The sequence below is a fragment of the Streptomyces sp. SCUT-3 genome (assembly GCF_014083985.1).
GTDB lineage: Bacteria > Actinomycetota > Actinomycetes > Streptomycetales > Streptomycetaceae > Streptomyces_H > Streptomyces_H thermolineatus.
In genome coordinates this window covers 573,245-597,052 of the sequence record NZ_CP046907.1, presented here as the reverse complement: position 1 = coordinate 597,052, position 23,808 = coordinate 573,245, and the positions used below count along the sequence as shown (strand labels likewise).

General features: G+C 73.4%; 24 protein-coding genes and 1 pseudogene. 11 read left to right on the top strand and 14 right to left on the bottom strand.

Going from position 1 to position 23,808, the window contains the following annotated elements:
• Positions 1-52: 52 nt before the first annotated feature.
• The 5 genes from GQS52_RS02660 to GQS52_RS02640 form a co-directional block, all read right to left on the bottom strand.
• The gene (locus GQS52_RS02660) at positions 53-1,105 is read right to left on the bottom strand and encodes a BadF/BadG/BcrA/BcrD ATPase family protein (RefSeq protein WP_182311484.1); all 1,053 of its coding nucleotides are present in this window, start codon (positions 1,103-1,105) and stop codon (positions 53-55) included.
• Between the two features lie 4 nt (positions 1,106-1,109).
• Complete coding sequence (locus GQS52_RS02655; RefSeq protein WP_182311483.1) at positions 1,110-2,222, bottom strand: phospholipid scramblase-related protein; 1,113 nt, start codon at positions 2,220-2,222, stop codon at positions 1,110-1,112.
• Between the two features lie 58 nt (positions 2,223-2,280).
• On the bottom strand, positions 2,281-2,958 hold the full coding sequence (locus GQS52_RS02650; protein WP_182311482.1) for a uracil-DNA glycosylase: 678 nt from the start codon (positions 2,956-2,958) through the stop codon (positions 2,281-2,283).
• 6 nt (positions 2,959-2,964) lie between these two features.
• Positions 2,965-4,056 (bottom strand): exo-alpha-sialidase, encoded by a 1,092-nt coding sequence (locus GQS52_RS02645; RefSeq protein ID WP_182311481.1) that lies wholly within the window; start codon positions 4,054-4,056, stop codon positions 2,965-2,967.
• Positions 4,057-4,151: 95 nt separating this feature from the next.
• A complete protein-coding gene (locus tag GQS52_RS02640) occupies positions 4,152-5,249 on the bottom strand; it encodes an NADH:flavin oxidoreductase/NADH oxidase (RefSeq protein ID WP_182311480.1) in 1,098 nt (365 codons plus the stop codon).
• A 118-nt stretch (positions 5,250-5,367) separates the two neighbouring features.
• Here GQS52_RS02640 and GQS52_RS02635 point away from each other — a divergent pair, with 118 nt between their 5' ends.
• The gene (locus GQS52_RS02635) at positions 5,368-5,703 is read left to right on the top strand and encodes a helix-turn-helix transcriptional regulator (RefSeq protein WP_182311479.1); all 336 of its coding nucleotides are present in this window, start codon (positions 5,368-5,370) and stop codon (positions 5,701-5,703) included.
• Positions 5,704-6,146: 443 nt separating this feature from the next.
• Positions 6,147-6,302 (top strand): annotated as a pseudogene (locus GQS52_RS27275) (IS5/IS1182 family transposase); the annotation flags it as partial.
• A 261-nt stretch (positions 6,303-6,563) separates the two neighbouring features.
• On the opposite strand, the gene GQS52_RS02630 reads toward GQS52_RS27275, so the two are convergent.
• Positions 6,564-7,244, bottom strand: a complete 681-nt coding sequence (locus GQS52_RS02630; protein ID WP_182311478.1) for a hypothetical protein — start codon at positions 7,242-7,244, stop codon at positions 6,564-6,566.
• Positions 7,245-7,496: 252 nt separating this feature from the next.
• Here GQS52_RS02630 and GQS52_RS02625 point away from each other — a divergent pair, with 252 nt between their 5' ends.
• On the top strand, positions 7,497-8,699 hold the full coding sequence (locus GQS52_RS02625) for an RNA-guided endonuclease TnpB family protein (protein ID WP_182316165.1): 1,203 nt from the start codon (positions 7,497-7,499) through the stop codon (positions 8,697-8,699).
• 50 nt (positions 8,700-8,749) lie between these two features.
• Here the strand turns inward: GQS52_RS02625 and GQS52_RS02620 are convergent, their stop codons facing one another.
• Positions 8,750-9,442 (bottom strand): DUF305 domain-containing protein, encoded by a 693-nt coding sequence (locus GQS52_RS02620; protein ID WP_259370527.1) that lies wholly within the window; start codon positions 9,440-9,442, stop codon positions 8,750-8,752.
• 173 nt (positions 9,443-9,615) lie between these two features.
• On the opposite strand from GQS52_RS02620, the gene GQS52_RS02615 reads away from it, so the two are divergent.
• Entirely contained in the window at positions 9,616-11,109 is a 1,494-nt protein-coding gene (locus tag GQS52_RS02615) for a hypothetical protein (RefSeq protein ID WP_182311476.1), read from the top strand.
• A gap of 125 nt (positions 11,110-11,234) precedes the next feature.
• Here the strand turns inward: GQS52_RS02615 and GQS52_RS02610 are convergent, their stop codons facing one another.
• From GQS52_RS02610 to GQS52_RS02590, 5 genes are all read right to left on the bottom strand, one after another.
• On the bottom strand, positions 11,235-12,104 hold the full coding sequence (locus GQS52_RS02610; protein WP_182311475.1) for a glycerophosphodiester phosphodiesterase family protein: 870 nt from the start codon (positions 12,102-12,104) through the stop codon (positions 11,235-11,237).
• A gap of 133 nt (positions 12,105-12,237) precedes the next feature.
• Entirely contained in the window at positions 12,238-12,984 is a 747-nt protein-coding gene (locus tag GQS52_RS02605) for a phosphatase PAP2 family protein (protein WP_182311474.1), read from the bottom strand.
• A gap of 232 nt (positions 12,985-13,216) precedes the next feature.
• Complete coding sequence (locus GQS52_RS02600) at positions 13,217-14,155, bottom strand: M56 family metallopeptidase (protein WP_182311473.1); 939 nt, start codon at positions 14,153-14,155, stop codon at positions 13,217-13,219.
• A gap of 189 nt (positions 14,156-14,344) precedes the next feature.
• The gene (locus GQS52_RS02595) at positions 14,345-15,055 is read right to left on the bottom strand and encodes a DUF5134 domain-containing protein (protein WP_182311472.1); all 711 of its coding nucleotides are present in this window, start codon (positions 15,053-15,055) and stop codon (positions 14,345-14,347) included.
• 160 nt (positions 15,056-15,215) lie between these two features.
• A complete protein-coding gene (locus GQS52_RS02590; protein WP_182311471.1) occupies positions 15,216-15,602 on the bottom strand; it encodes a VOC family protein in 387 nt (128 codons plus the stop codon).
• A gap of 78 nt (positions 15,603-15,680) precedes the next feature.
• On the opposite strand from GQS52_RS02590, the gene GQS52_RS02585 reads away from it, so the two are divergent.
• Complete coding sequence (locus GQS52_RS02585) at positions 15,681-16,256, top strand: GNAT family N-acetyltransferase (RefSeq protein ID WP_182311470.1); 576 nt, start codon at positions 15,681-15,683, stop codon at positions 16,254-16,256.
• A 46-nt stretch (positions 16,257-16,302) separates the two neighbouring features.
• On the opposite strand, the gene GQS52_RS02580 is transcribed toward GQS52_RS02585, so the two are convergent.
• Positions 16,303-16,989: a glycerophosphodiester phosphodiesterase family protein gene (locus GQS52_RS02580; RefSeq protein ID WP_182311469.1), complete on the bottom strand. Its 687-nt coding sequence runs from the start codon at positions 16,987-16,989 to the stop codon at positions 16,303-16,305.
• Between the two features lie 277 nt (positions 16,990-17,266).
• Here GQS52_RS02580 and GQS52_RS02575 point away from each other — a divergent pair, with 277 nt between their 5' ends.
• Genes GQS52_RS02575 through GQS52_RS02565 form a run of 3 tightly spaced genes read left to right on the top strand, consistent with a single transcriptional unit; the run spans position 17,267 to position 20,564 of the window.
• A complete protein-coding gene (locus GQS52_RS02575; RefSeq protein ID WP_182311468.1) occupies positions 17,267-18,661 on the top strand; it encodes a DUF6421 family protein in 1,395 nt (464 codons plus the stop codon).
• Positions 18,662-18,708: 47 nt separating this feature from the next.
• A complete protein-coding gene (locus GQS52_RS02570) occupies positions 18,709-19,476 on the top strand; it encodes an SDR family NAD(P)-dependent oxidoreductase (RefSeq protein WP_182316164.1) in 768 nt (255 codons plus the stop codon).
• Entirely contained in the window at positions 19,455-20,564 is a 1,110-nt protein-coding gene (locus GQS52_RS02565) for a low specificity L-threonine aldolase (RefSeq protein ID WP_259370526.1), read from the top strand. The genes GQS52_RS02570 and GQS52_RS02565 overlap by 22 nt, the downstream gene beginning before the upstream one ends.
• Positions 20,565-20,694: 130 nt before the next feature.
• Here GQS52_RS02565 and GQS52_RS02560 read toward each other — a convergent pair whose 3' ends face one another.
• Positions 20,695-21,429: a lysophospholipid acyltransferase family protein gene (locus GQS52_RS02560; RefSeq protein WP_182311467.1), complete on the bottom strand. Its 735-nt coding sequence runs from the start codon at positions 21,427-21,429 to the stop codon at positions 20,695-20,697.
• 309 nt (positions 21,430-21,738) lie between these two features.
• On the opposite strand from GQS52_RS02560, the gene GQS52_RS02555 reads away from it, so the two are divergent.
• From GQS52_RS02555 to GQS52_RS02545, 3 genes are all read left to right on the top strand, one after another.
• Positions 21,739-22,140 carry a thioredoxin family protein gene (locus GQS52_RS02555; RefSeq protein WP_259370525.1) on the top strand — a complete coding sequence of 134 codons (402 nt, stop codon included), beginning with the start codon at positions 21,739-21,741 and terminating at the stop codon, positions 22,138-22,140.
• A complete protein-coding gene (locus GQS52_RS02550) occupies positions 22,137-22,748 on the top strand; it encodes a flavin reductase family protein (protein WP_182311465.1) in 612 nt (203 codons plus the stop codon). The genes GQS52_RS02555 and GQS52_RS02550 overlap by 4 nt, the downstream gene beginning before the upstream one ends.
• Positions 22,749-22,963: 215 nt before the next feature.
• Positions 22,964-23,749, top strand: a complete 786-nt coding sequence (locus tag GQS52_RS02545; RefSeq protein WP_182311464.1) for an electron transfer flavoprotein subunit beta/FixA family protein — start codon at positions 22,964-22,966, stop codon at positions 23,747-23,749.
• Positions 23,750-23,808: the final 59 nt, after the last annotated feature.

The following is a 23,808-nucleotide window of genomic DNA, read 5'->3' as shown; positions in this document are numbered from 1 at the left end:
GCGGTGCCGTTCGGGGTGGTTGGCGCGGGTCGCGGGTCGCCCGGCCGCGGCGTCAGCCGGCCACGACGCGCAGCAGCAGGGGATCGTCCGGCAGGGCGGGGCCTCCGGAGGACAGCGTCGCGGCGATTCGCAGGGCCCCGTCGAGAGGGTCGCCGCCGGCCGCCACCGGGACCGCGTCCGGCAGGAACTCCTGGAACAGCGCGCCCAGCGGGACGAGCAGCGCGGGGCCCAGCCGCAGCAGGCCGCCGGTGAAGGCGACCGCGCACTCCGGCCCCGGCGGGCGGGCCGCGGCGGCCGCCTCCAGCAGGTGCCGGGCCGCCCGTTCCATGATCGCGGCGGCCACCGGGTCCAGGTCCGCGCACCCGGCAACGTCCGGGGCGAACGAGGCGAGGACCGCGGGCCGGTCGCTGCGCGGGTAGAGCGCGGCCGGCAGGCTCCCGGGAGCCCCGAAGCGCTCCCGCAGCCTCTCCAGCAGGGCCGGCGAGCCGCCCGCGCGGCCGTCGTGGGCGCGCAGCGCGGCCTCCAGCCCCGCCCGGCCGATCCAGGCGCCGCTGCCGCAGTCACCGAGCAGGTGGCCCCAGCCGTCCGCCCGCCGCCAGCCGGAGCGCAGGTCGGTGCCGAGGGCGATCGCCCCCGTGCCGGCGGCCACCACCACCCCGGGGCGCACCCCCAGAGCGCCCGCGTAGGCGGTCACCGCGTCAGCGGCCAGCGCCAGGCGGCGCACCCCCAGCGCCTCCTCCAGCGCGCCCGGCAGTTCGGCCCGCAGCTCCTCGCCCAGGCCGGCCATGCCGGCCGCGCCCACGGCCGCCGCGACGAGCCCGCCCGCCGGGCCGCCGCCCGCGGCGGCGTTCCCGCCCTCCCCGGCGCCGGCCGGGCCGAGCAGGGACCGGGCCGCCGGGACCAGGGTGCGCAGCAGGTGGTCCGCGTCGATCCCGCGGGGGCCGGTGCGCACCGGGGCGGCGCGCACCACCCGGGCCGGGGCGGCGACCCGCCCCCCGGCGGCCCGGGCGACGGCGATCCTCAGGCCGGAGCCGCCGGAGTCGACCCCGAGGACCCAGCCGTCCTCGCCCCGCCGGGGGCGGGGGTCCGGCGCGGGGGCGGCCACGGGATCAGCCGAACCCTCTGCTGTCCTGCTTGAGCGCGGTGTCCACGGTGAGGGCGGACGCCACGACCATGCTGAGCAGCGGGTCGGGTAGCCGGTGGTGGATCTGCAGGACGTAGTTGTCCGCGGTGGTGAACAGCGTCTTGGCCAGGCCCTCCCAGGTCTTGGTGATCCGGGCGACCTCGACGTCGTTGTGGTCGACGATCGCGAAGTTCCAGGCGCGCCAGTTCTCGGCCCTGATCGCGCCGATCTGCTGCCCGTCGACGAGGAAGGCGAAGTTGATCTTCCCGATGACGTTCTGCTGGGCGATCTCGCCGACCTGCGTGCCGTCGGCGCGGGCCACCAGCATCCGGGACTTCATGAACTTCGCCGGCCGGGTCAGGTGCAGGGCGACCTGCCCGTGCGCGTCGCGCACCTCGTAGCGGTGGGTCATGAACTGGTCGACGCTGCTGACGAAGCGCAGCACCTTGCGGGCCGTGCTCTGGCCGATCTCGGCCACCGTGCCGATGGTGCGGCCCGCCTGGTCGAAGACGCCGTACTCGTTGCTCAGCTCGATGAGCTTGGCCTTCTGGTTCACCACCAGGACCGGTTCGGTGAACAGCGTGCCGCCGCCCGTGCCCGCGGGGGCGACCCCGGCCTGCTGCTGGACCTGCCGCTGGATGCGGGAGGGGTCGTGGCCGCCGTCGACCCCGAGCTCCCAGGGGTTGTCCCCGCCCTGCGGGGCCTGCCCGGGGACGTGCGCCTGCTGCGGGTGGCCGTAGGGGGGCGTGGAGGACGGCGCCGACGGGATGTGCTGCGGCGCCTGCGGGTACGGGCCGGAGGGGCCCTGCCCGGGGGCCTGCGAGGGGCCCTGTGCCGCGGGGTAGTGCTGCGCGGGGGCGTGCTGTTCGGGCGTGGGGGAGTGCGGCCCGGGCGCCTGCGGCCCGGGTGCGGGGGCGTGCTGCCCGGGGGCCGGCTCGGCGGGGGGCCGGTGCTGCTCCGGGACGGGGGTGCCCGCGGCCTGCTGCGGGGCGTCCCCGGCGTGGGTGTGCGGGGTCCACCGGGAGCCGTCCCACCAGCGCAGGCCGGGCGAGCCGTAGGGGTCGGGATACCAGCCCGCAGGAGTGTTCGACTGTGTCACGCGCGGCAGCCTAACCGTCCGGGGCGCGGTCGCGTCCCTCCGGGACGCCGCGGGCCGTTCAGGGCAGCCGCCAGTCGACGGGGTCCGCGCCCTGCCGGGCCAGCAGGTCGTTGACCCGGCTGAAGGGGCGGGAGCCGAAGAAGCCGCGATCGGCCGACATCGGTGAGGGGTGCGCGGACTCCACCGCGGGGAACGCCTGCAGCAGCGGCCGCAGGTTGCGGGCGTTGCGCCCCCACAACACCGCCACCAGTGGCTTCCCGCGGTCGGCCAGGGCCCGGACGGCCTGCTCGGTGACCTCCTCCCAGCCCTTGCCCCGGTGCGCGTCCGGCTTGCGCGGGGCGGTGGTCAGGGCCCGGTTGAGCAGCAGCACCCCCTGGCGGGTCCACGGGGTGAGGTCGCCGTTGGAGGGGGCGGGCAGGCCCAGGTCCGCGCTGTACTCGCGGAAGATGTTCACCAGGCTGCCGGGGAGCGGACGGACCTCGGGGGCGACGGAGAAGCTCAGCCCGACCGCGTGCCCCGGCGTGGGGTACGGGTCCTGGCCGACGATCAGCACCTTGACGTCGTCGAAGGGCTGTTGGAAGGCGCGCAGGACGTTCGGCCCGGCGGGCAGGTAGGTGCGCCCGGCGGCGATCTCCGCCCGCAGGAAGTCGCCCATGGCGGATATGCGTCCGGCGACCGGCTCCAGGGCCTTCGCCCAGCCCGCCTCGACGATCTCGTTCAACGGTCGTGCAGCCACGGACGGTTACTCTACCGCCGTCGCCCGCACGCACAGCACGTCCGGCAGGTGCCGGGCCACCGTGCTCCAGTTCTCGCCGTCGTCGGTGCCGGCGAACACCTCGCCGTTGCGGTTGCCGAAGTAGATGCCGGCCGGGTCGAGCCCGTCGCTGCACAGGGCGTCGCGCAGCACGGCCCCGTAGTGGTCGTCCTCCGGGAGCCCGGCGTCCAGCGGGGACCAGGACGCCCCCGCGTCCTCGGTGCGGTAGAGCCGGCAGCGCCGGTCCGCGGGGAAGCGCGAGTCGTCCGCGGACAGGGGGAAGAGGTAGGCGACACCGCCGCGGCGCGGGTGGGAGAGGACGGGGAAGCCGAAGTCGGCGGGCAGGCCGCCGTCGGCCGGCTGCCAGGAGGCCCCGGCGTCCCGGCTGCGGTAGACGCCGCCGTGGTTCTGCAGGTAGAGCAGGTCGGGATCGGCGGTGTCCCGGGCGACCTTGTGCACGCACTGCCCGAACTCGGGGGACGGGCCGGGCAGGAAGTCCGCGCGCACGCCGGTGTTGGACGGCGCCCAGCTGCGGCCGCCGTCGTGGGTGCGGTAGACGCCGCCCGTCGATACGGCGACCGTCACGGCGTCGGCGTCCCGCGGGTCGGGGAGCACGGTGTGCACCGCCTGGCCGCCGTACCCGGCCGCCCAGTGCTTCCGCTGCGGGTGCTCCCACAGGGCGTCGACCAGGGAGAACGACCGGCCGCCGTCCTCGGAGCGGAACAGCGCGCCCGGCTCGGTGCCCGCGTACACCACGCCGGGGGCCTCGGGGCCGGCCGGCTGCAGCTGCCACACCCGTTCCAGGGAGGTGCCGGTGTGCTCGGGGAAGCGCACCGCGGGGCGGGCGGGCTCGTCCCAGGTCGCCCCCAGGTCGTCGGAGGTGAACACCGAGGGCCCCCAGTGCGGGCTGTCCGCCCCCACGAGCAGCCGGGGCGGCGAGGTCCGGGTGTCGATGCCGACGGAGTACACGGCCTGCATCGGGAAGTGGGGGCCGGTGAGCTCCCAGCCCCCGGCGCCCCGGCCCCGTCTCCCGAGGAACAGGCCCTTGCGCGTGCCGATCGCCAGCAGGACGTCGTTCATGGTCTGCCACCTTCCGTGACGTCGGAGTGTGTCCGGCGTCACACGAGTCTGCCCGGTGGCACTGACAGTGGCCCGCAGGTGACGATCCGTGCAGGTCACACGGCCCAGTGATACTGCTCCGGCCAGCCCGGGGCGGCGCCGAGCGCGGACGCGGCGTGCCGCGGCCAGTACGGGTCGCGCAGCAGTTCGCGGCCGAGCAGGACCGCGTCGGCCCGCCCGCCGGCGACGATCTCCTCCGCCTGGCGGGCGTCGGTGATCTCGCCCACGGCGCCCACCGGCAGGCCGGTGGCCTCCCTGACCGCGGTCGCGAACGGCACCTGGTACCCGGGGCCCGTGGTGATCCGGGCGCGGGGGGCGTTGCCGCCGGAGGAGACGTCCAGCAGGTCCACGCCGTGCGCGATCAACTCCTTGGACAGCCGCACCGTGTCCTCGACCGTCCACCCCTCGCGCGGGTCGTCCTCGTTCTCGCTCAGCCAGTCGGTGGCGGAGACGCGGAAGAGGACCGGGAGCTCCTCGGGCCACACGGCGCGCACCGCGTCCACGACCTCGAGCGCCAGGCGGGTGCGGTTCTCGAAGGAGCCGCCGTACTCGTCGGTGCGGTGGTTGCTGTGGGGGGAGAGGAACTGGCCGAGGAGGTAGCCGTGGGCGCCGTGCACCTCGACCACCTCGAAGCCGGCGGCCAGCGCGCGCCGGGCCGCGTCGGCGAAGTCCCGCACGACCTTGCGGATCCCCTCCGCGGTCAGCCCGTGCGGAACCGGGTGGCGGTCGGAGTACGGCAGCGGGCCGGGAGCGACGGTCTCCCAGCCGCCCTCGCCGGCGGCCAGGGGCTTCCCGCCGCGCCACGGGGCGTCGGTCGAGGCCTTGCGCCCGGCGTGGGCGAGCTGGATGCCGGGGACCGTGCCCTGCTCCTTCAGGAAGCGGGTGGTGCGGGTGAGCGCCTCCTGCTGGCGCTCGTTCCACAGGCCCAGGTCCCAGGGGCTGATCCGGCCCTCGGGGCTGACCGCGGTGGCCTCCGCCAGGATCAGCCCGGCGCCGCCGACCGCGCGGGCGGCCAGGTGGGAGAAGTGCCAGTCGGTGGCCACTCCGGTCTCCGGGCCGTCGGCCGCGGCCGAGTACTGGCACATCGGGGCCATCCAGACCCGGTTGGGGAAGGTCAGCGACCGCAGGGTGAGGGGTTCGAACAGAGCGCTCACGGCACTCTCCGATCAGCAGGATCCGTCAGGGCGTTCCTACGATAAGCGTCGTAGTACGGGAGGTGTCAAACTACGAGGGATCTCGTACTATGGGCGGACCGATCCGAAGGGACCCGCAGTGCCGCAGCAGCGCCCCGCAGCAAGGCAGCTCGACCACCCGGGCCGCGAGGAGCTCCGGCTCGAGGCTGTGCTGCACGCGCTGTCCGACCCGGTGCGCCTGCAGGTCGTGCGCGCCCTGGCCGACCTCGACGAGGAAGTGGCCTGCTCGGCGGTCGAACTGCCGGTCTCGAAGTCCACCTCCACGCACCACTTCCGGGTGCTGCGCGAGGCCGGGGTCATCGCCCAGTGCTACTACGGCACCTCCAAGCTCAACGGCCTGCGCCGCGACGACCTCGACGCGCGCTTCCCCGGCCTGCTCGACGCCGTGCTCGCCGCCGCCCGGTCCCGGGACTGACCGCGTTACGGCGAAGGGGGTCCCTGTTCGACGAGCAGGGGCTTCTTCGTGTGGGGGAGCTTGAACGCGACGGCGCAGGGGCAGGCAGCGGACGGCTTGTCGGCGGCCGGGAGGCGGCGATGCCGTCGGCGCCGACCGAGGGGGGCACGGTTGGCATACCTGTCTCCGTGCCTCCTGGTGGTGAGGCTGCTGCTGAGGGAGCCAGCGGCTTGGGTGCGGTGCAGGGCCGACGGCCGCAGGTGTCGGGATCGACGAACGTGTCCGGGTGGCGGATCGGCGTCCGGGTGCTCCTGCCGACGGTGGCGATCGCGGCAGCGACGTGCGGGTTCGTCCGCACGGTGGGGAGAGGCGGCCACCCGCGCGGCGGCCACCCGCGCGGCGGCCACCCGCGCGGCGGCCACCCGCGCGGCGGCCGGCCGCCGCGACGCCCGTCCCGCCGGGGACTCACCCCCACCCGGCGCACGATGGACCGGGCGTTGTCGGCAACGCGAGGGCCCGTCGAACGGAGCGTTGCGAGGCTGAAGTCCTGGCGGGTCTTCCGCCGGTCCCGGTGCAGCCCGAACCGCCTGTCGTCAATCTCGGCCGCCCTCCTCACCCTGGGCGTCAACGTCGAAAAGGCTCAGCCGGCGCGTCGCCCCGATGCGCAGCCGACCGGTGTCGTCGATGGAGTCGGCCCCGGCGCACATCGCCGCGGCCAGGCCCGGCAGGTCCAGTCGCTCGGCGAGCCGGACCGGCGGCGAGCAACCGGCGGATTCTGGCCGGGGCAGGGAAGAATTGGGCCTTGTGGACCGCACTTCGTATGGGCCGGGGAACCGCAATGGTCCTGCGGTCGGCGACCGTGCCCTGCTGTCGAAACTAAGTCAAGAAATCTGCAGGCCCATAATTTCGACGTATTTTTTGAATGATGGGTTTTCCGACACTCTTGGTTGGTGCGAAATAATCAAGTCGACGCACTTCTGGCAAGTCTCGGTCGCAAAAGTGATGAAGTTCGCGCGAGTCATTCGGGCGAGATCTGTCGTGTGGAATCCGTCTCTGCGGGCAATGTGAACGGAGAACGTGATTTCTTGACCGGTGAACTCGGTCGAGAATTCGATTTGAGAAATGGTCAGCTCCAGGCGGCAAGAAGCGTCGCGCTGTGCGGCTTTCCTGAGGCCTGACATGATCATGGCGAAATCGATCGACGGAATCAAAGAAGTTCTCAAGTCGACTTTTGATTCGGGTGACTCCATGGTCAAGCCCAGTGGGAAGTACTCGACCAGGAACAGGCTGCTTTCCGAAGTTTCGGGGGTGCCTGATCTCCTGTCGCCAGGGAAACGTGAACCCCACGGCTCACTCCAGGAGGCGTCCGCATTGGGCTTAATGTCGACTTTAATCACTTCGGTCCCTCGGGGTAAGTAGCTCTTGGTGAGTTGAAGCCATGGCGCATCGCCTGGATCACGCCAACGTTCCCGGGGCGGGGCAATCCGGGTTCCAGGACGCATGTCCTGCCGGACGCGAACGGACTGTCTCCGGTCGTCGGCCTCTCCGTGGGGAACGTCCACGGCGGCGAAGGATTGAAGCCGATGCCGGCCGGTCACCGAAGGGGGCGCGCTCCCAATCGCGCCCGCACCGCGGGCGGCGCGGGCCGGCGGGAGGAGTGCGAGTGTTTCCCTTCTCCCAGGATGCCCTGGCCTTCAGGCCGGGGAGGAATGGGTCCTTGCTGCGGAGCCGCGAAGCGGCGGAGTTCTCTACGCATCTGTTCCGGCCTGGGCTTTCTTCCGTTGTCAGTGGAGGGGGCTAGGTTTCCGGCCATGATGACAGCAGCGGTGGCCGGTGAGGTGGAGGGGTGTGCCCGGTACACGTACCGGTTGCGGATGTCGTCGACCGCGTGTGCCCGGTTGGAGGCGGAGTGGGCGCGGTGCCGGTGGGTGTGGAACGAGTGCGTGGCCGTCTCCCGCAGGATCCACGCCTTGAACAAGGCGTCCGGGGGGAGGGCCACGTGCGGTCCGGCGCAGCTGGACAAGATGCTGACCGCGGCCCGGCGGTCGACGGCCTGGCTGCGCGAGGGCGCCTCCGTCCCGCAGCAGCAGACGGTGCGGGACTTCGCCGCCTCCCGCGCCAAGGCGCTCAAGGACCTCCGGGCGGGGCTTCCGGTACGGCGCAGGGCCGGGATGCCGCGGCACAAGAAGAAGCGCGAAGCTGATCCGACCTTGAACTACACCCGGCGCGGGTTTCGGCTCAAGGAGGGGCGGTTGCACCTGGCCGGGGGGATCGTGCTGACCGTGGTGTGGTCCCGGGACCTGCCTGCCGATCCGACGAGCGTACGCGTGTACCGCGACGCCCTGGGGCACTGGTACGCCTCGTTCGTCGTGGCCGCCGCAGTGCAGCCGCTGCCCGCCACCGGCCGGGTGCTCGGCGTCGACTGGGGCGTGGCGGTGATCGCCACCACCACCTCCGACGCCCACGACCTGCCGCACCCCGGGCACGGCAAGGCCGCGGCGCAGCGGCTGGCCCGCTATCAGCGGATGACGGCCCGGCGCCGCCCGGCGCGCGGGCAGGCCGCCTCCGCCGGATACCGGGAGGCACGGCGCCGGACCGCGAAACTGCACAAGAAGGTGGCGCGGCAGCGCACCGACACCGCCCGCAAGTGGGCCAAGCGCGTCGTCCGGGACCACGACGCGGTCGCGGTGGAGGACTTCCGCCCGAAGTTCCTCGCCAGGACCACGATGGCGCGGAAGGCGGCCGACGCCGCGATCGGCGCGACGAAGGCGGCGCTGGTGGAGATGGGCCGCAAGCACGGCCGGGCCGTGCACCTGGTCCACCCCGCGCACACCACCACGGACTGCGCACGGTGCGGAGCGAGAACCAAGCACGCACTCCCGCTGTCCGAGCGAACCTACACGTGCACCATGTGCGGAGCCGTCTCCCCCAGGGACAAGAACTCCGCCCGCGTGATGCTCGTCCGGGCCGGTCTCGCCCCGGCCGGCACTGATCTCGTAAGACCTGCCACCTGCTAGGTGCCGGGCGGAGTGAGCCAGGAATCCTCCTCGGTCACGAGGAGGAGGAGTCAAAGCATGGCGCGCATCCGGGAGATCTCGGCGGACTGGGAGGCGATGACGTCGGTGGCGGTCTCCTCGACGTAGGGGTCGTTGCCGTCGGAGGTGACGTCCGTCGCCATGGTGACCGCCCCCTGGTGGTGGGTGATCATCAGCTTCAGGAAGAGCTCGTCGAACTTCTCGCCGCGGGCCGCCCGCAGCTTCTGCAACTGCTCCTCGGTGGCCATGCCCGGCATGTCCGCCCCGCTGTGTCCACCGTGCCTGCCGTGCCCGCCGTGTTTGTCGTGCTCCTCGCCCCCGTCGTCGGGGGCGTTGGTCTCCAGCCATGCCTCCATGGCCTCGATCTCGGGTTTCTGCGCAGCGGCGATCCGCGCGGCGATGCGCCGCACCCGGGAGTCCTCGGCGTGCTCGGCGGCGAGGCCGGTCATGACCAGGGCCTGCCGGTGGTGGACCGGCATCATCCGCATGTACGCGATGTCGGCGGAGTTGGGGCGGTCGTCCGGCCGGGCCTTCGCGGCCTGTTCGGGGGACAGGGTGGTGTTGTCCTCGCCGGGCCTTCCGGGGGCGACGACCGGCGGGCCCGCCGCGTCGCCGCGCCCGCCCGCCGTGCCGTCCCCGCCGGAGGACGTGCACGCGGCCAGCAGGGCGGCGGCAGTGGCGGCGCAGGCGGCGCGGACGATCAGCTGTCGGTGACGGACCGTCAACGGAACCTCCGGGACGGGGATTCGGGGGAGCGACGACTCTACGGGCGGCGCTCCCGGGGTGAAAGACCGCGTGGACCGTCGGTCCCCCGCCGCAGGGTTTTGATGTGTACATGAAAGCGGCATACTTCCAGGATCCGGACCGGTCGGCCCGGACGTCGGTGAGGGAGGACACAGTGACCTCGTTGCACCTGTTCCTACGGCGCGGATCCCTGGCTGCGGCAGGACTGGCACTCGGCCTGGCCGCCGCGCTCGCGGCCCCCGGCCCGGCCACGGCCGTCCCCGACCCCGGGGCGGTGGAGACGGAGAAGAGCTCGCCCGAGGACGTGGCCGAAACCAGGGAGCTGATCGCGGAGGAGGAGGTGCCCGCGGTCGACGAGGTCCGGCACAGCGACAACGTGCGACTGCTCGCCGAAGTCCCCCAGCAGGCCCCGTTCACCGGACCGTCCTCCCTCGGCACCGACATCGCCTTCCAGGGCGACCACGCCTTCGCCGGCAACTACGACGGCTTCGTGGTCTACGACATCAGCCGCCCCGTGAGGCCGCGGGTCGTCACCCGGGTGTTGTGCCCCGGCTCGCAGAACGACGTCTCCGTCTCCGGGGACCTGCTCTTCCTGTCCACCGACTCCTCGCGCAGCGACGACTCCTGCGCGAGCACCTCGCAGCCGGCCACCGAGAAGTCCTCGTGGGAGGGCGTCAAGGTCTTCGACATCAGCGACGTCGAGAACCCGCGCTACGTCGCCGCGGTGGAGACCGCCTGCGGCTCGCACACCCACACGCTGGTGCCCGGCAGGAACGGGAAGGACGTCTACCTGTACGTCTCCTCCTACGGGCCCAGGGCCGAGTACCCCGACTGCGCGCCGCCGCACGACGGCATGTCCGTGGTCAAGGTGCCGGTCGAGCACCCCGAGCGGTCCGCCGTGGTCGCCACCCCGGTGCTCTTCCCCGACGGCGGAAACCCCGGGGGCCCGGTCAACCCGGGCGTGGTCCCCACCTCCGGCTGCCACGACATCACGGTCTTCCCGAAGCTGAGGCTGGCGGCCGGCGCCTGCATGGGCGACGGGATCCTGATGGACGTCTCCGAGCCCGAGTCGCCCAGGGTGATCGACCGGGTCCAGGACAACACCAACTTCTCCTTCTGGCACTCGGCCACCTTCAACGAGCGCGGCGACAAGGTCGTCTTCACCGACGAGCTCGGCGGCGGGGGCGCGGCGACCTGCAACGCCGAGGTGGGCGGCGAGCGCGGGGCCGACGGCATCTACGACGTCACCGGGAAGGGCGACCGGCGCAGTCTGGTCCTGCGCAGCTACTACAAGATCCCCCGCCACCAGGCGGCCACCGAGAACTGCGTGGCCCACAACGGCTCCCTGATCCCGGCCGACGGCCGCGACATCATGGTCCAGGCCTGGTACCAGGGCGGTGTCTCCGTCTGGGAGTTCACCGACTCGGACGCCCCGCGCGAGATCGGCTACTTCGAACGGGGCCCGCTCTCCGACACCGCCCTGTCCGTCGGCGGCTCGTGGTCCGCGTACTACTACAACGGCCACATCTACTCCAGCGACATCCGCAAGGGCCTGGACGTCCTGAGGATCACCGACCGCCGCACCGACAGTGCGGGGAAGGTCCGCCTGGACAGGCTCAACGCACAGACGCAGCCCGACTACCGCTGACCTGCGGCAGGAGCGGACGCGGCGGCCCCGCCGGGACACCTCGGCGGGGCCGCCGCGTCCGCCCCGCGGCACTCCCGGGGCGGGCCCGGTAAGAGCCCCGGGGGCGGACCCGGGGGGCCGCCGCTTCAGGTGGCGTCCGCGACCACGTCCGGGTTGTTGCTGATGATGCCGTCGACCCCGGCGCCGGCCACCCTGCGGGCCGTCGCGGCGTCGTTCACGGTCCAGGTGAAGACCTCCAGCGGCTTCCCGTGGGCACCCTTGAACGCGTGCACGCTGTCCACGTAGTCCTCGGTGACCGTGGAGTGGTTCGGGTTGATCTGGTCGGCGAAGGCCGCGTACTCCTTCAGCGCGGAGGGCGACGGGGAGCCCAGGAAACCGGTCTTCACCCGGGGCCGCAGCAGGTGCACGGTCCTCAGCGAGGCCGTGTCGAAGCTCTGCACGACGAGCCGGTTCCTGACGCGGTCGCCGCGCAGCCAGCCCTCGTCCTCCAGTTCGGCGAGGATCTGCGCCTCGATGCCCGGGTACAGGTGCGGGGCCTTGATCTCCAGCAGCAGGTTCTGCCCGGTGCGGTCGAGCAGCTCGACGTACTGCTCCAGGGTGGGGATCCTCGCCCCGGCGTGGGAGGGGCCGAGCCAGCTGCCCGCGTCCAGCCTGCGGATCTCGCGGTAGGTGAAGTCCCTGACGTTCCAGGGTGCGCGGTCGGGGAAGACCTCCTCGACGTCGGTGGTGCGGCTCAGCGTGGTGTCGTGGATGACGACCAGCTTGCCGTCCTTGGTGCGCTGGACGTCGTTCTCCACCCACTCGGTGCCCAGCTCACGGGCCTTGAGGACGGCGGCCAGGGTGTTCTCCGGGGCGTAGGCGGAAGCCCCGCGGTGGGCGACGACCGTCGGTGCGTCCCGCACCGTACGGGGTGCGGCGTGCGCGGGCGCACCCGCCAGCGAAGGCGCGACGCATCCCACGACGACGGCACCCGCCACAGCGGCACGGCGGAACATGGCGACTCCTCGGATCGGTGGTCACGAGCGTCACGATGCTGCCCGCGCATACCTGACGCAGGAAAGAGTGCACATGTCACCGAAGTGAACTTCCAAGAGGGCGCGCCGACAATCGGCCTGTCGGCCAATCACCTCAGGAGCGGTCCGGCCCCTCGCCGCGGCGGACCGCCGGGCGCTCCGGAGGCGCACCCCGTGCCGGGGCGAGGAACCCGGCCGCCGCGAGCACCAGCGCGAAGCCCAGCAGCCACCCGGCCAGGACGTCCGTCAGCCAGTGCACCCCCAGGTAGAGCCGGGTCAGGCCCGCGCCCAGGACCGAGACGGACGCCGCCCCCCGCACCCACGGCCCCCACCGGCCGCGCCGCGACGCGTACAGGTGGTGCAGCCACGCCAGCGCCCCGCAGACGACGGCCGCCGTCATCGCGTGCCCGGAGGGGAAGGCCGCGAAGTGGGCGCTGTCCACCGGGTCCGGCCACCGCGGCCGGTCCCGGCCCACGGCAGCCTTCACGCCCTGCTGCACCACGGCGGCCGCGGCGGTGCACCCCAGCAGCCACAGCGCGGCCCGGCCGGCCCCGCGCCGCCACAGCCACACCGCCGAGGCCATCGCCACGACGCGCATCGTCACCGGGTCCCACACCCAGTCCGTCAGCACGCGCCCGGCCTCGGTCCAGCCGGGGTGGTCCACCGCGAGGCCGTGGAGACCCCGGGCCACTTCGGAGTCGACCGCCAGCAGGGGGCTCCAGCGGCCCACCACCAGCACGGTCAGGAGCAGGAAGAGGCCGCAGAGCACGGCGGCCCACCGCCGGTGCGGCACCCCCCGGGCGGGCGCGGGGTCCGCCGGGCCGTCGGTCGTGCCGACGGGACGGAACGAGGAAGCGGACATGTCGGTCATCCTTGCCCGGATCCCGCCTTCCGAACAACCCGATCCGGCCGACCCGGCGGCCGACCCGGCGGCCGACCCGGCGGGCGGACGAATGCCCGGGCCTGGCGGCAGGGGGTCTTCACGGCGGTCAACCTGCACGCGACCGCGACCGCCGCGGCCCTCGGCGACGACCTGTCCGTGGCCGGGGAGGACCGACGGCCTCCCCGGCCCGGGGACCCTCCCGGGGCGGGGCCTAGGAGAGCGCGCTCAGGCCCGGGCCGAAAGTCACCAGCAGGGGCACGGCCGGCACCAGCATCGCCGTCGCCGTCACCCGCAGCCGGTGCAGCGGCGACAGGCGGGGAGCCGGGTCCAGCAGCCGGTGCACCCGGCGCGGGACCTGGGCGGTGGGCACCGGGCAGTGGCCGAACACGCCCCGGTCCTCGTTGAGCCCGACGAGGGCCAGGGCCGTGGTCAGGCGGCCGAAACGCACCGAGGCGGCGTCGTCGGCGGCCAGCTCGACCAGCCGGTGCACCTGCTTGCGGAAACCGGCGAAGACCGGGACCTGCGGGAAGCCGGCGGCCAGCGCGGAGGCGCAGTTGAGCAGCCAGTCGTGCCGGGCCCGGGCGTGGCCCTGCTCGTGGGCCAGGAGCGCGCCCAGCTGGCGCCCCTCGAGCCGGCGCAGGGCCGCAGTGGTGATCACCAGCTGCCGCGGCGTGCCCGGAAGCCACCACGCGTCGACGCGCTCGCTCTCCAGGACGACGAGCCGCCCGCCCCGCCCGCGGTCCTCGCCGGGCAGCACCGGCACCCCGTCCAGCAGCTCCGCACGGCGGCGGCGCCGCTCCGCGCGGACGGTGCGCACCTCGCGGGTGAGCATCGCGGCCGTCCACGCCCCGCCGAAGGCCAGGAACACGGTGACCACCGCGGCCCAGGGGCCCTGGTGGGGAAGGCCGTAGGCGTCCACCACCCCGGAGGGGGCGAAGGCGAAGAGGTGCCTGCGCACGCCGCCCCAGGCGGCGGAGGCGGTCAGGGCCATGGCCAGGACGCAGCACAGCAGGACGGCGGCGACCACGCACTGCCACACCCACAGGGCGAGCACCGGCTCGCGCTCCGGCCACTGGGCGCGCGAGAGGAGCCGCGGGCCTGCGGCAGCGAACAGTCCGCCCAGGAGCAGCAGCACGATGGGGACCGTCATGGCCGTCACCCTATGGGCATCCCCGCGCCCCGGGTACGGGGCGAAACGGCGCTGTGACGAATTCCTCACGCACTTACGGTTTCCCTACGTGCCGGTGCCGGACGGCTTTGCAGGGACGGGAGTTGGGGCCACGACGCACCCCGCGCCCGTACGCCGGGGCGCCCCGGGGCGCAGCGGAGCACCGTGCCGCTACATGGTCAGCAGCATCGTCGCCATGCAGATGGCCATGGAGGCACGGCAGGCCGCGGCCACCTCCGGCGCCGACAGCAGCCACCCCTTGCCCGCCCCGGCCGCGTCCGCCCCCGGTCCGCCGTCCGCCGTCCTCGCGGTGCCGCCCCCGGGCGCACCGGGGCCCGTGGCGCCGCCGCCGACCGCGAGGGCAGGGGGAGCGGCGGGTACGGCAGGCACCCCGGCCGGAACCGGCGACCGGACCACGCACCACAGCGCGTGGCCGGCGAAGTAGACGAGCAGCAGTCCGGACACCAGGGGGAGCCCGGACGCGGCGGCCTCCGGCCGGCCGACGGCGTGCGCGGCGTGGGCCGCATGGGCCGCGTGGCCGCCGTGTCCCGCCGTGCCCCGTGCCATCACCACGGCCATGTACACCATGACGGCGGCGCCCACCGCGTGGTGCACCTGGTGCCGGTCGTGCCGGACCAGGACCAGCGCGTGCAGGCCCGCCGCGGTGAACACCGCGGCGAACACCACGGCGCCCGCGGTGCCGGTGTCCAGCACGGTGACCGGGACGGCCATCACGGCCATGCCGGCCCCCATCAGCGCCCCGGCGGCGGCATCCCGGCGCTCCGCCGCTGCGCGGCACGCGCGCATCCGCAGCAGGCACCAGGTTCCGGTCGCCGCGCACAGCGCCACGAGCAGCCAGCCCACCAGGGGCGGTCCGTGCATGGGGAAGCACCTCCCGGTCGACCGGCACCGCACCGAGGCTGCCCGCCCCGGTCCGGGCACACGCGGGCGCACGGGAGCACCTCGGCGCGCCGGGGCGCGCACGGAGGGCGTACCGGGGGCGCGGGGCCGGCGTTCCGGGCCCGCGGGGCGGCGCGCCCGGTCAGGGGCGGTGGCGCAGGGGGTGGTCCTCGGGGACCTCCACCACTGCGATGCGCAGCCCGTCCGGGTCCTCGATCCACATCTCGACCAGGCCCCACGGTTCGCGCCTGGGCTCCCGCAGCACCGTCACGCCGCGGGCCGCCAGTTCGGCGTGCGCGGCGGCGACGTCGGCCACCTGCAGCCACAGCTGCTGCCCCGCGGCGGGCGGCGCCTCGCAGCGGCCCGAGACCTCCAGGAAGCCGCCGCCGAGGAAGAACACCGTGCCGCGCTCCGGGCCGGTGCCGAACTCCCGGTAGACGGCCAGGCCCAGGTCGTCCCGGTAGAAGGAGCGGGAGCGCTCCAGGTCCGTGGGCCGCAGCAGGATCCGGCTGCTCAGTACGTTGACCATGGCCCGGACGATACGCACCGCGGGCCCCGGGTTAGCCTCGACACCCTCCGGAACACGCAAGAGAAGGGCGTTGCCGCCATGGACACCGCATCGGGCACCGCACCGGACCGCACCGCGGGCACCGCCCGCCCCGCCTTCCGCACCGCCACCGCCGCCGACGTCCCCGCACTGGTCGAACTGGTCGAGTCCGCCTACCGGGGCGATGCCAGCCGGGTGGGCTGGACCACGGAGGCCGACCTGCTGGAGGGGCAGCGCACCGACGCGCAGGGCGTGGCGGAGATCGTCGCCGATCCGTCCGGCGAGGTCCTGGTGGCCGAGGAGGACGGTGTGCCGGTGGCCTGCTGCCAGGTCGAGCACCGGGGTTCGTACGCCTACTTCGGGATGTTCGCGGTGCGCCCGGGGCTGCAGGGCTCGGGGCTCGGCCGTACGGTGCTCGCCGAGGCCGAGCGTTTCGCGGCCGAGCGGTGGGGCGTGACGGAGATGCGGATGACGGTGATCACCGCCCGGCGGGAGCTGATCGCCTGGTACGAGCGCCGCGGCTACCGCCGCACCGGGCAGACCGAGCCGTTCCCCTACGGCGACGAGCGCTTCGGCCTGCCGCTCCGCGACGACCTGGAGTTCGAGCTGCTGGTCAGGGAACTGCCGCGGGGCTGAGACCGCGGAGCCCGCGCAACCGGCCCGCCCGGCAGGGCGGGCCGGTTCAGCAGGAGGAGGCGGCGGCGCGTCCGATCTCGGGGAAGTCGGTGGTGATGCCGTTCACGCCCAGGGCGCGGGCCACCCCCAGCTCCTGCTCGGTGTTGACCGTCCAGGTGAACACCTCCAGCTCCGCCGCGCGGCACATCTCGGCCAGTTCCAGGGTCAGCCTGCGCAGCTTCAGGCACACCTGGGTCGCGCCCACGGCCCGGGCCCGGTCGACGAGGTCCGGTCCGAGGCGCCGGCTGGCCACCAGCGCGGTCCGCACCCCGGGAAGCAGGGTGCGCACCTCGCGCAGTGCCTCGTCGTGGAACGAGATGACGGTGACCCGGTCCAGCAGGCCGCGCCGCCGCAGCGCGTCGGCCAGGACCCGGGCGGCCGCCACGTCCTTGATCTCGGCCTGGAGCGGCCGGGTGACGGCGTCGACGACCTCGTCGAACACCGGGATCCGCTCGCCGAGCCCGGCGTCGAACTCCCTCAGTTCGGCGAGGGTGAGGTCGCCGATCAGGCCGGTGCCGTCGGTGGTGCGGTCGACGGCCGCGTCGTGCATGACGACGAGCGCCCCGTCCTTGCTCAGGTGGAGGTCGAGCTCGATGACGTCCAGGCCCTCCTGCTGGGCGCGGACGAACGAGCGCACGGTGTTCTCGGGCTCGACGCCCGCCGCGCCGCGGTGACCGATGGTGAGGAGACTCAAGGCACGACCGTCCTGCTCGGGACCGGTCCCGTCGCGACCGGCGCTGTCGCCCACGGAGCCTAACCGGCCCCGGTGACCGGCCGCACAACCGCGCGTGTCACCTCGGGGACCTCCCCGTAGAAAGCGGACGAACCTCTTTCAAACCTTGCCTTCGCCGAAAGAACATCCGTCTGTTGCCTCCTTGACGGAAGGATCTGTCGTCGATGCACTTGAGATCAAGAACCGGGTATCTATACGGTGTGCGGACGCAAGGTTCTTTTGTGAAGGAGGGGTCCCCATGGAAATTCTCCCGTCGGCAGTGGGAGTCGAGGCCAGGAACAGCGGTCCGGCGATCGTGGAGAACCCGGCCTGGGCCGTGTTGAAGCGGGCCGTCGAAGCCATCCGCCCGCACCAGTCCAAGGACGGTTCGATCGACTTCGCGGCGGACGGTGCGCCCGCCCGTGCCGACGTGGAGAAGGAGCTGGCCCGGGTCGTCGAGGCCGTGCAGGAGCTCGCCCCGGCCCTCCCGCACGACGCCGACTACCTCCAGGCTCTGGTCAAGGACCTGGTCAAGTGGGGCGAGAGCGGCTTCGCCGTGCCCGACTTCCTGGACTCCCTGCTCGCCTTCCGGCCCGCCTCCCAGCGGGTGGACGGGCTCGAGCACCTGGTCGTCTTCCCGATGTACACCCAGAACGGCAACCCGGACCGCAACCTCGAGGCGGTGGCGCTGCGCGTGGTCTGGCCCGAGTGGCTGTCCGAGCTGGAGCGCACCCGGTACGACAACCCGCTCTTCGTGCCGATCACCTTCCAGGACTTCACGGCCGGCTACGACACCAACTCCGCGGTGCTCTTCCCCGAGACGGTCGCCGTCCGCGAGGTGCCGGACAGCTTCTCCTGGGGCGGGATCTTCTGCGACCGCGAGGCCGCCCGCTTCCGCGCGGTCAGCGACGCCGCGGTGCGCACCCTGGGCCTGGAGCTGCCCGAGGACGCCGCCCGCCTGATCGCCGACCAGGAGCTGGCGATGGAGACCTTCGTGCTGTGGGACCTGGTCCACGACCGCACCCACAGCCACGGCGACCTGCCGTTCGACCCCTTCATGATCAAGCAGCGCCAGCCGTTCTGGATGTACGCCCTGGAGGAGCTGCGCTGCGACCTGACCGCCTTCAAGGAGGCCGTCAAGCTCGAGGCCGAGGGCTACCCGCAGGGCCGCAACGTCCAGTACGCCATCCTCTTCGACCGGCTCTTCCGCTTCCCCGTCACCGGCGACCGGGTGCGCAACTACGACGGCCTCGGCGGCCAGCTGCTCTTCGCCTACCTGCACAAGCACGACGCCGTGCGCTGGACCGACAACACCCTGCGCATCGACTGGAAGCTCGCGTCCGAGGTCACCAACCGGCTGTGCGCCGAGATCGAGACGCTCTACCGCGACGGCATCGACCGCCCCAAGGTGGTGCACTGGCTGGCCGCCTACGAGCTGGTCTCCACCTACGTCAGCCCGCACCCCGCCTCGGTGTGGGCCAAGGGCCCCGAGGCGCTGCCGCTGGACGAGCCGCCGCGCAGGCTCGTCGACCAGGTGCTGGCGGACGAGTTCCCGCTGAGCATGTTCTACGAGGCCCTGAACAAGAAGCTCCGTGATGTGATTGCCTCGACCCGGGGCATCACCGCCCGCGACGCCGAACGAGCGGCCGCGTGACGGCCCCGGACGGCAACGGCAGCGCGGACCACGAGGAGAACAGCACCATGACCGACCCCATCCCCGCAGGCACGGCCGGCGCCGTGATCGCGGTGGCCGGCGCAGCCGGCCCCGCCGGACGCGCCGCCGTGACCCGCCTGGCCGGCGCCGGGGCGACCGTCGTCGCCGCCGACGCGGACGCCGCACGGCTGGCGGAGGCGGTCTCCGCCGCCCGGGCCGTCCACGGCGGGGCGACCGTCACCGGCGAGGTCGTCGACCTGCTGGACCCGGCCGCCACCCGCGCCTGGGTGGAGAAGACCGAGGAGGAGTTCGGCCGCCTCGACGGCATGGTCCACCTCGTCGGCGGCTGGCGCGGGTCCAAGACCTTCCCCGGGACCGACCTCGCCGACTGGGAGCTGCTGGAGAAGCTGCTGGTCCGCACCGTGCAGCACACCTCCCTGGCCGCCCACGACGCCCTGCTGCGCAACCCGCGCGGCCGGTACGTGCTGGTCAGCGCGGCCGGGGCGAGCAGCCCCACCGCGGGCAACGCCGCCTACGGCGCGGCCAAGGCCGCGGCCGAGGCGTGGACCCTGGCGATGGCCGACTCCTTCCGCCGGGCCGCCGAGCAGACCGACCCGGCTCCCGCCGGATCGGCCGCCGCTGCCATCCTGGTCGTCAAGGCGCTCGTGCACGACGCGATGCGCGCCGAGCGCCCGAACGCCAAGTTCGCCGGATTCACCGACGTCGCCGACCTCGCCGCAGAGATCGCCGCCGTGTGGGACCGGCCCGTAGAGGAAGTGAACGGACAGCGCCTGTGGCTGACGCCCCGACCCTGAACACCGGCACGGCCGGCACCGAAGCGACCCGTACCGACGCGACCCGTCGGCACGACCCCGCCGTGCGCGGATTCGCCAGCGACAACTACGCGGGCATCCACCCCGAGGTGCTGGCCGCCATAGCCCTGGCCAACGAGGGCCACCAGATCGCCTACGGCGAGGACGACTACACCGCACACCTGCAGGAGGTCTTCCGCAGCCACTTCGGCCCCCGGGCCGAAGTGTTCCCGGTCTTCAACGGCACCGGTGCCAACGTCACCGCGCTGCAGGCGATGACCGAGCGCTGGGGCGCGGTGGTCTGCGCCGAGAGCGCGCACATCAACGTCGACGAGTGCGGCGCGCCCGAGCGCGTCGGCGGCCTGAAGCTGCTCACCGTGGCCACCGAGGACGGCAAGCTCACCCCGGAGCTGATCGACCGGCAGGCCTGGGGCTTCGACGACGAGCACCGGGCCCAGCCCCAGGTCGTCTCGATCACCCAGAGCACCGAGCTGGGCACCTGCTACACGCCCGAGGAGATCCGGGAGATCTGCGACCACGCCCACCAGCTGGGCATGGCCGTGCACCTGGACGGCGCGCGGATCGCCAACGCCGCCGCCACCCTCGGCGTGCCCCTGGCGGCCTTCACCACCGACGCCGGGGTGGACGTGCTCTCCTTCGGCGGCACCAAGAACGGCCTGATGCTGGGCGAGTGCGTCGTCGTGCTCGACCCGCAGCGGGTGCGCGCGATGAAGCACCTGCGCAAGCTGTCCATGCAGCTCGCCTCCAAGATGCGCTTCGTCTCGGTGCAGTTCGAGGCGCTGCTCGCCGGTGACCTGTGGCTGCGCAACGCCTCGCACGCCAACGCCATGGCCCGCCGCCTGGAGACCGCGGTGCGTGCCGTGGACGGGGTGGAGATCGTCCGCCCGGTGCAGGCCAACGCGGTCTTCGCGATCCTGCCGCGGGAGGTCAGCGAGCGGCTGCAGAAGCGCTACCGCTTCTACTTCTGGGACGAGCACACCGGCGAGGTGCGCTGGATGACGTCCTTCGACACCACCGAGGCCGACGTCGACGGCTTCGCCGCGGCCCTGGCCGAGGAGATGGGCAGGTAACCCGCCCCGTACACGCGCGCGCCCGGCCCGGACCGACCAGGTCCGGGCCGGGCGCGCGCGCCGTTCGGCCCCGTGTACGGGGACGGGCCCGGGCCGGTCCCCTGCCGGCCCGGGCCCGTCCGCCCGTCGTTCAGCGGCCCTCGCGGTCCATGGCGGCGGCCTCCTCGGGAGTGGGCGCGGTGCCGCCCAGGTGGGCCGGCAGCCACCAGCGGTCGCTCTCCCCGCGCGGCCCCTCCGGGTACGCCCGCTGCGCCGTGTCCAGCAGCTCCTGGACGCGCTCGCGCAGCTTGCGGGTCAGGGCGGCGGCGTACTCCTCCGCCGGGGCCTTGACGGGCTCGCCGACCCGGATGGTGACCGGGACGTGGTCGCGGGAGAAGTTGCGCGGCCGGCCCTTGGTCCACAGCCGCTGGGTGCCCCACAGCGCCACCGGCAGCAGCGGCACGCCGGCCTCCTGGGCCAGCCGCACCGCGCCGGACTTGAAGGACTTGAGCGTGAACGAGCGGCTGATGGTCGCCTCGGGGAACACCCCGATGATCTCGCCCTCGCGCAGGGCCCGGAGCGCGTGCTTGTAGGCGTCGCCGCCCTCGGCCCGGTCCACCGGGATGTGGTGCATCGCCCGCATCAGGGGTCCGGAGACCTTGTGGTCGAAGACCGACTTCTTGGCCATGAAGCGGACCAGCCGCTTGGCCGGGCGGGCGGCCAGGCCGGCGAAGACGAAGTCCAGGTAGCCGATGTGGTTGCTGACCAGCACCGCCCCGCCGCTGCGCGGCACGTGCTCGGTGCCCTTCAGGTCCAGACGCAGGTCCAGGGCGCGGAAAAGCATGTGGGCCGCGCCGATCACCGGCGGGTAGACGAGTTCAGCCACTGTTTTGGACACCTCTTGGGCCGGGCCTCGTCGTGGGGTGCCGACGAGGCTGGCGGTCATGACTCTCGGAAACTTACGGGATCGTAGGTTGCACCCGTGCAGATCGTCTCCCGAGAACGAGGCGGATGTCACCTCTGCTGCACCTGTCGGCAGGAGATTCTCATCACGTGTGCGCCCGGACGGGCACGACTCGCCGCAACCGGGTGGTGCGATGCTGGGAGGATGACCGGACCGACCGTACGCACGCCGGGAACGGCGGAGACCGCCGTTCCCGGCCTTCCGCGTACGCGGCGCGAGAGGGGGCCGGGAGTGCACCGGCACACCGAGCAGGTACGTCTGGCCCCCGGGGACCTCGGCGCCCCCCTGGGCGAGCGGGCCACCCTGGTGCAGTTCTCCACCGCCTTCTGCCAGCCCTGCAGGGCGACCCGCCGGATCCTGCAGCGGGCCGCCGGCATGGTCGAGGGGGTGGCCCACGTCGAGCTCGACACCGAGTCCCGCCTGGAACTGGCGCGGCGGCTCGACGTCCGGCGCACCCCCACGGTGCTGGTGCTCGACGCGGACGGGCGGCTGGTGCGCCGCGCCTCGGGGCAGCCGCGCACGGTGGACGTGCTGGCCGCCCTGGGCGAGGCTGTCGCAGGCCCCGGACGGCCGCCCGGAAGCACGGACGACGCCCCCGCAACGAACCCAGACACCCCAAGGACGGAAGCATGACGGCCTCGGCCGACCTCGACGGACCCGCCACGACGGCCCCGCGCGCCCCGGTGCCCGCCCCGCCCTCCGGCGGCGAGGTCACCGGCGCCGTGCCGGAGGCCGCCGTGCCGGACGCCGCCGTGTCCGGCGGCGCGGCGTTCGACGGCGCGCGGTTCCGTGAGGCGTTCCGCCAGCACGCCGGCGGGGTGGCAGTGATCACAGCCGCGGGCGGGCGCCCGGTCGGCTTCACCGCCACGTCCCTGTCCTCCCTGTCCGCGCGGCCGCCGCTGCTGTCCTTCGGGGTGGGCACCGCCTCCTCGAGCTGGCCGGTGCTGGCCGGGGCGGACTTCGTGGGCGTGCACGTGCTGGCCGAGGACCAGGAGGAGACCGCCGCGCTCTTCGCCCGTTCCGGAGCCGACCGCTTCGCCGCCCCCACCCGCTGGCGCGAGGGCCCGCACGGGGTGCCGGTCCTCGAAGGCGTGCTGGCCTGGATGGTGTGCCGCACCGTCGCCCGGATACCCGCGGGCGACCACCACCTGGTGGTCGCCCGGCCCGTCGCGGGGGAGACCGGGGCCCCCGGCCGGCCGCTGCTGTACCACCAGGGCGGCTTCAACGTCCTGCGCCGCTGATTGGTGGCGGCTGCACGGGGTCGGATACGTCACACCGGCAAGGTCGGGCGAATCACAGTTAGGTTCACTTGAAACGAGGTAAAAGCAAGGGTGTACTGGCGAGTAACCTAATGCCGGAGCGCAAGGCGTCCCGGCCCCGGGGGAGCCGCGGGGAGGCAGCGCCTATGCTGCCCTCAAGACGGCAGCCGAAGTGACGAAGCAGTAGGAGAGCAGGCGTGAGCTTGAGGATCGTTGTCTGTGTGAAGTACGTGCCCGACGCCACCGGCGACCGGCACTTCGCCGAGGACCTGACCACCGACCGCGAGGCGGTCGACGGCCTGCTGTCGGAGCTCGACGAGTACGCGGTCGAGCAGGCCCTGCAGATCGCAGATGCTGCCGACGACGCCGAGGTCACCGTGCTGACCGTCGGCCCCGAGGACGCCAAGGACGCGCTGCGCAAGGCCCTGTCCATGGGCGCGGACAAGGCCGTCCACGTGGAGGACGACGCCCTCCACGGCACCGACGTGATGGGCACCTCCCTGGTCCTGGCCAAGGCGGTCGAGGAGACCGGCTACGACCTGGTCGTGTGCGGCATGGCCTCGACCGACGGCACCATGGGCGTGCTGCCGGCGATCCTCGCCGAGCGCCTGGGCGTGCCGCAGGTCACCCTGCTGTCCGAGGTCGCGGTCGCCGACGGCAAGGTCACCGGCCGCCGCGACGGCGACGCCGCCAGCGAGCAGCTCGAGGCGTCCCTGCCGGCCGTGGTCTCGGTCACCGACCAGTCCGGCGAGGCCCGTTACCCGTCCTTCAAGGGCATCATGGCGGCCAAGAAGAAGAAGGTCGAGTCGCTGGACCTGTCCGACCTGGGGATCGACGAGGAGCAGGTCGGCCTGGCCGGCGCGTGGACCAAGGTCGAGGAGGCCGCGCCGCGTCCGCCGCGCACGGCCGGCACGATCGTCACGGACGAGGGCGAGGGCGCGAAGCAGCTGGCCGAGTACCTCGCGGCGCAGAAGTTCATCTGAGCCCGGCCGCAGCCACGTTCGTTCCCTACCGCCCCTTGATCTTTGCAGGAGAGCAATCC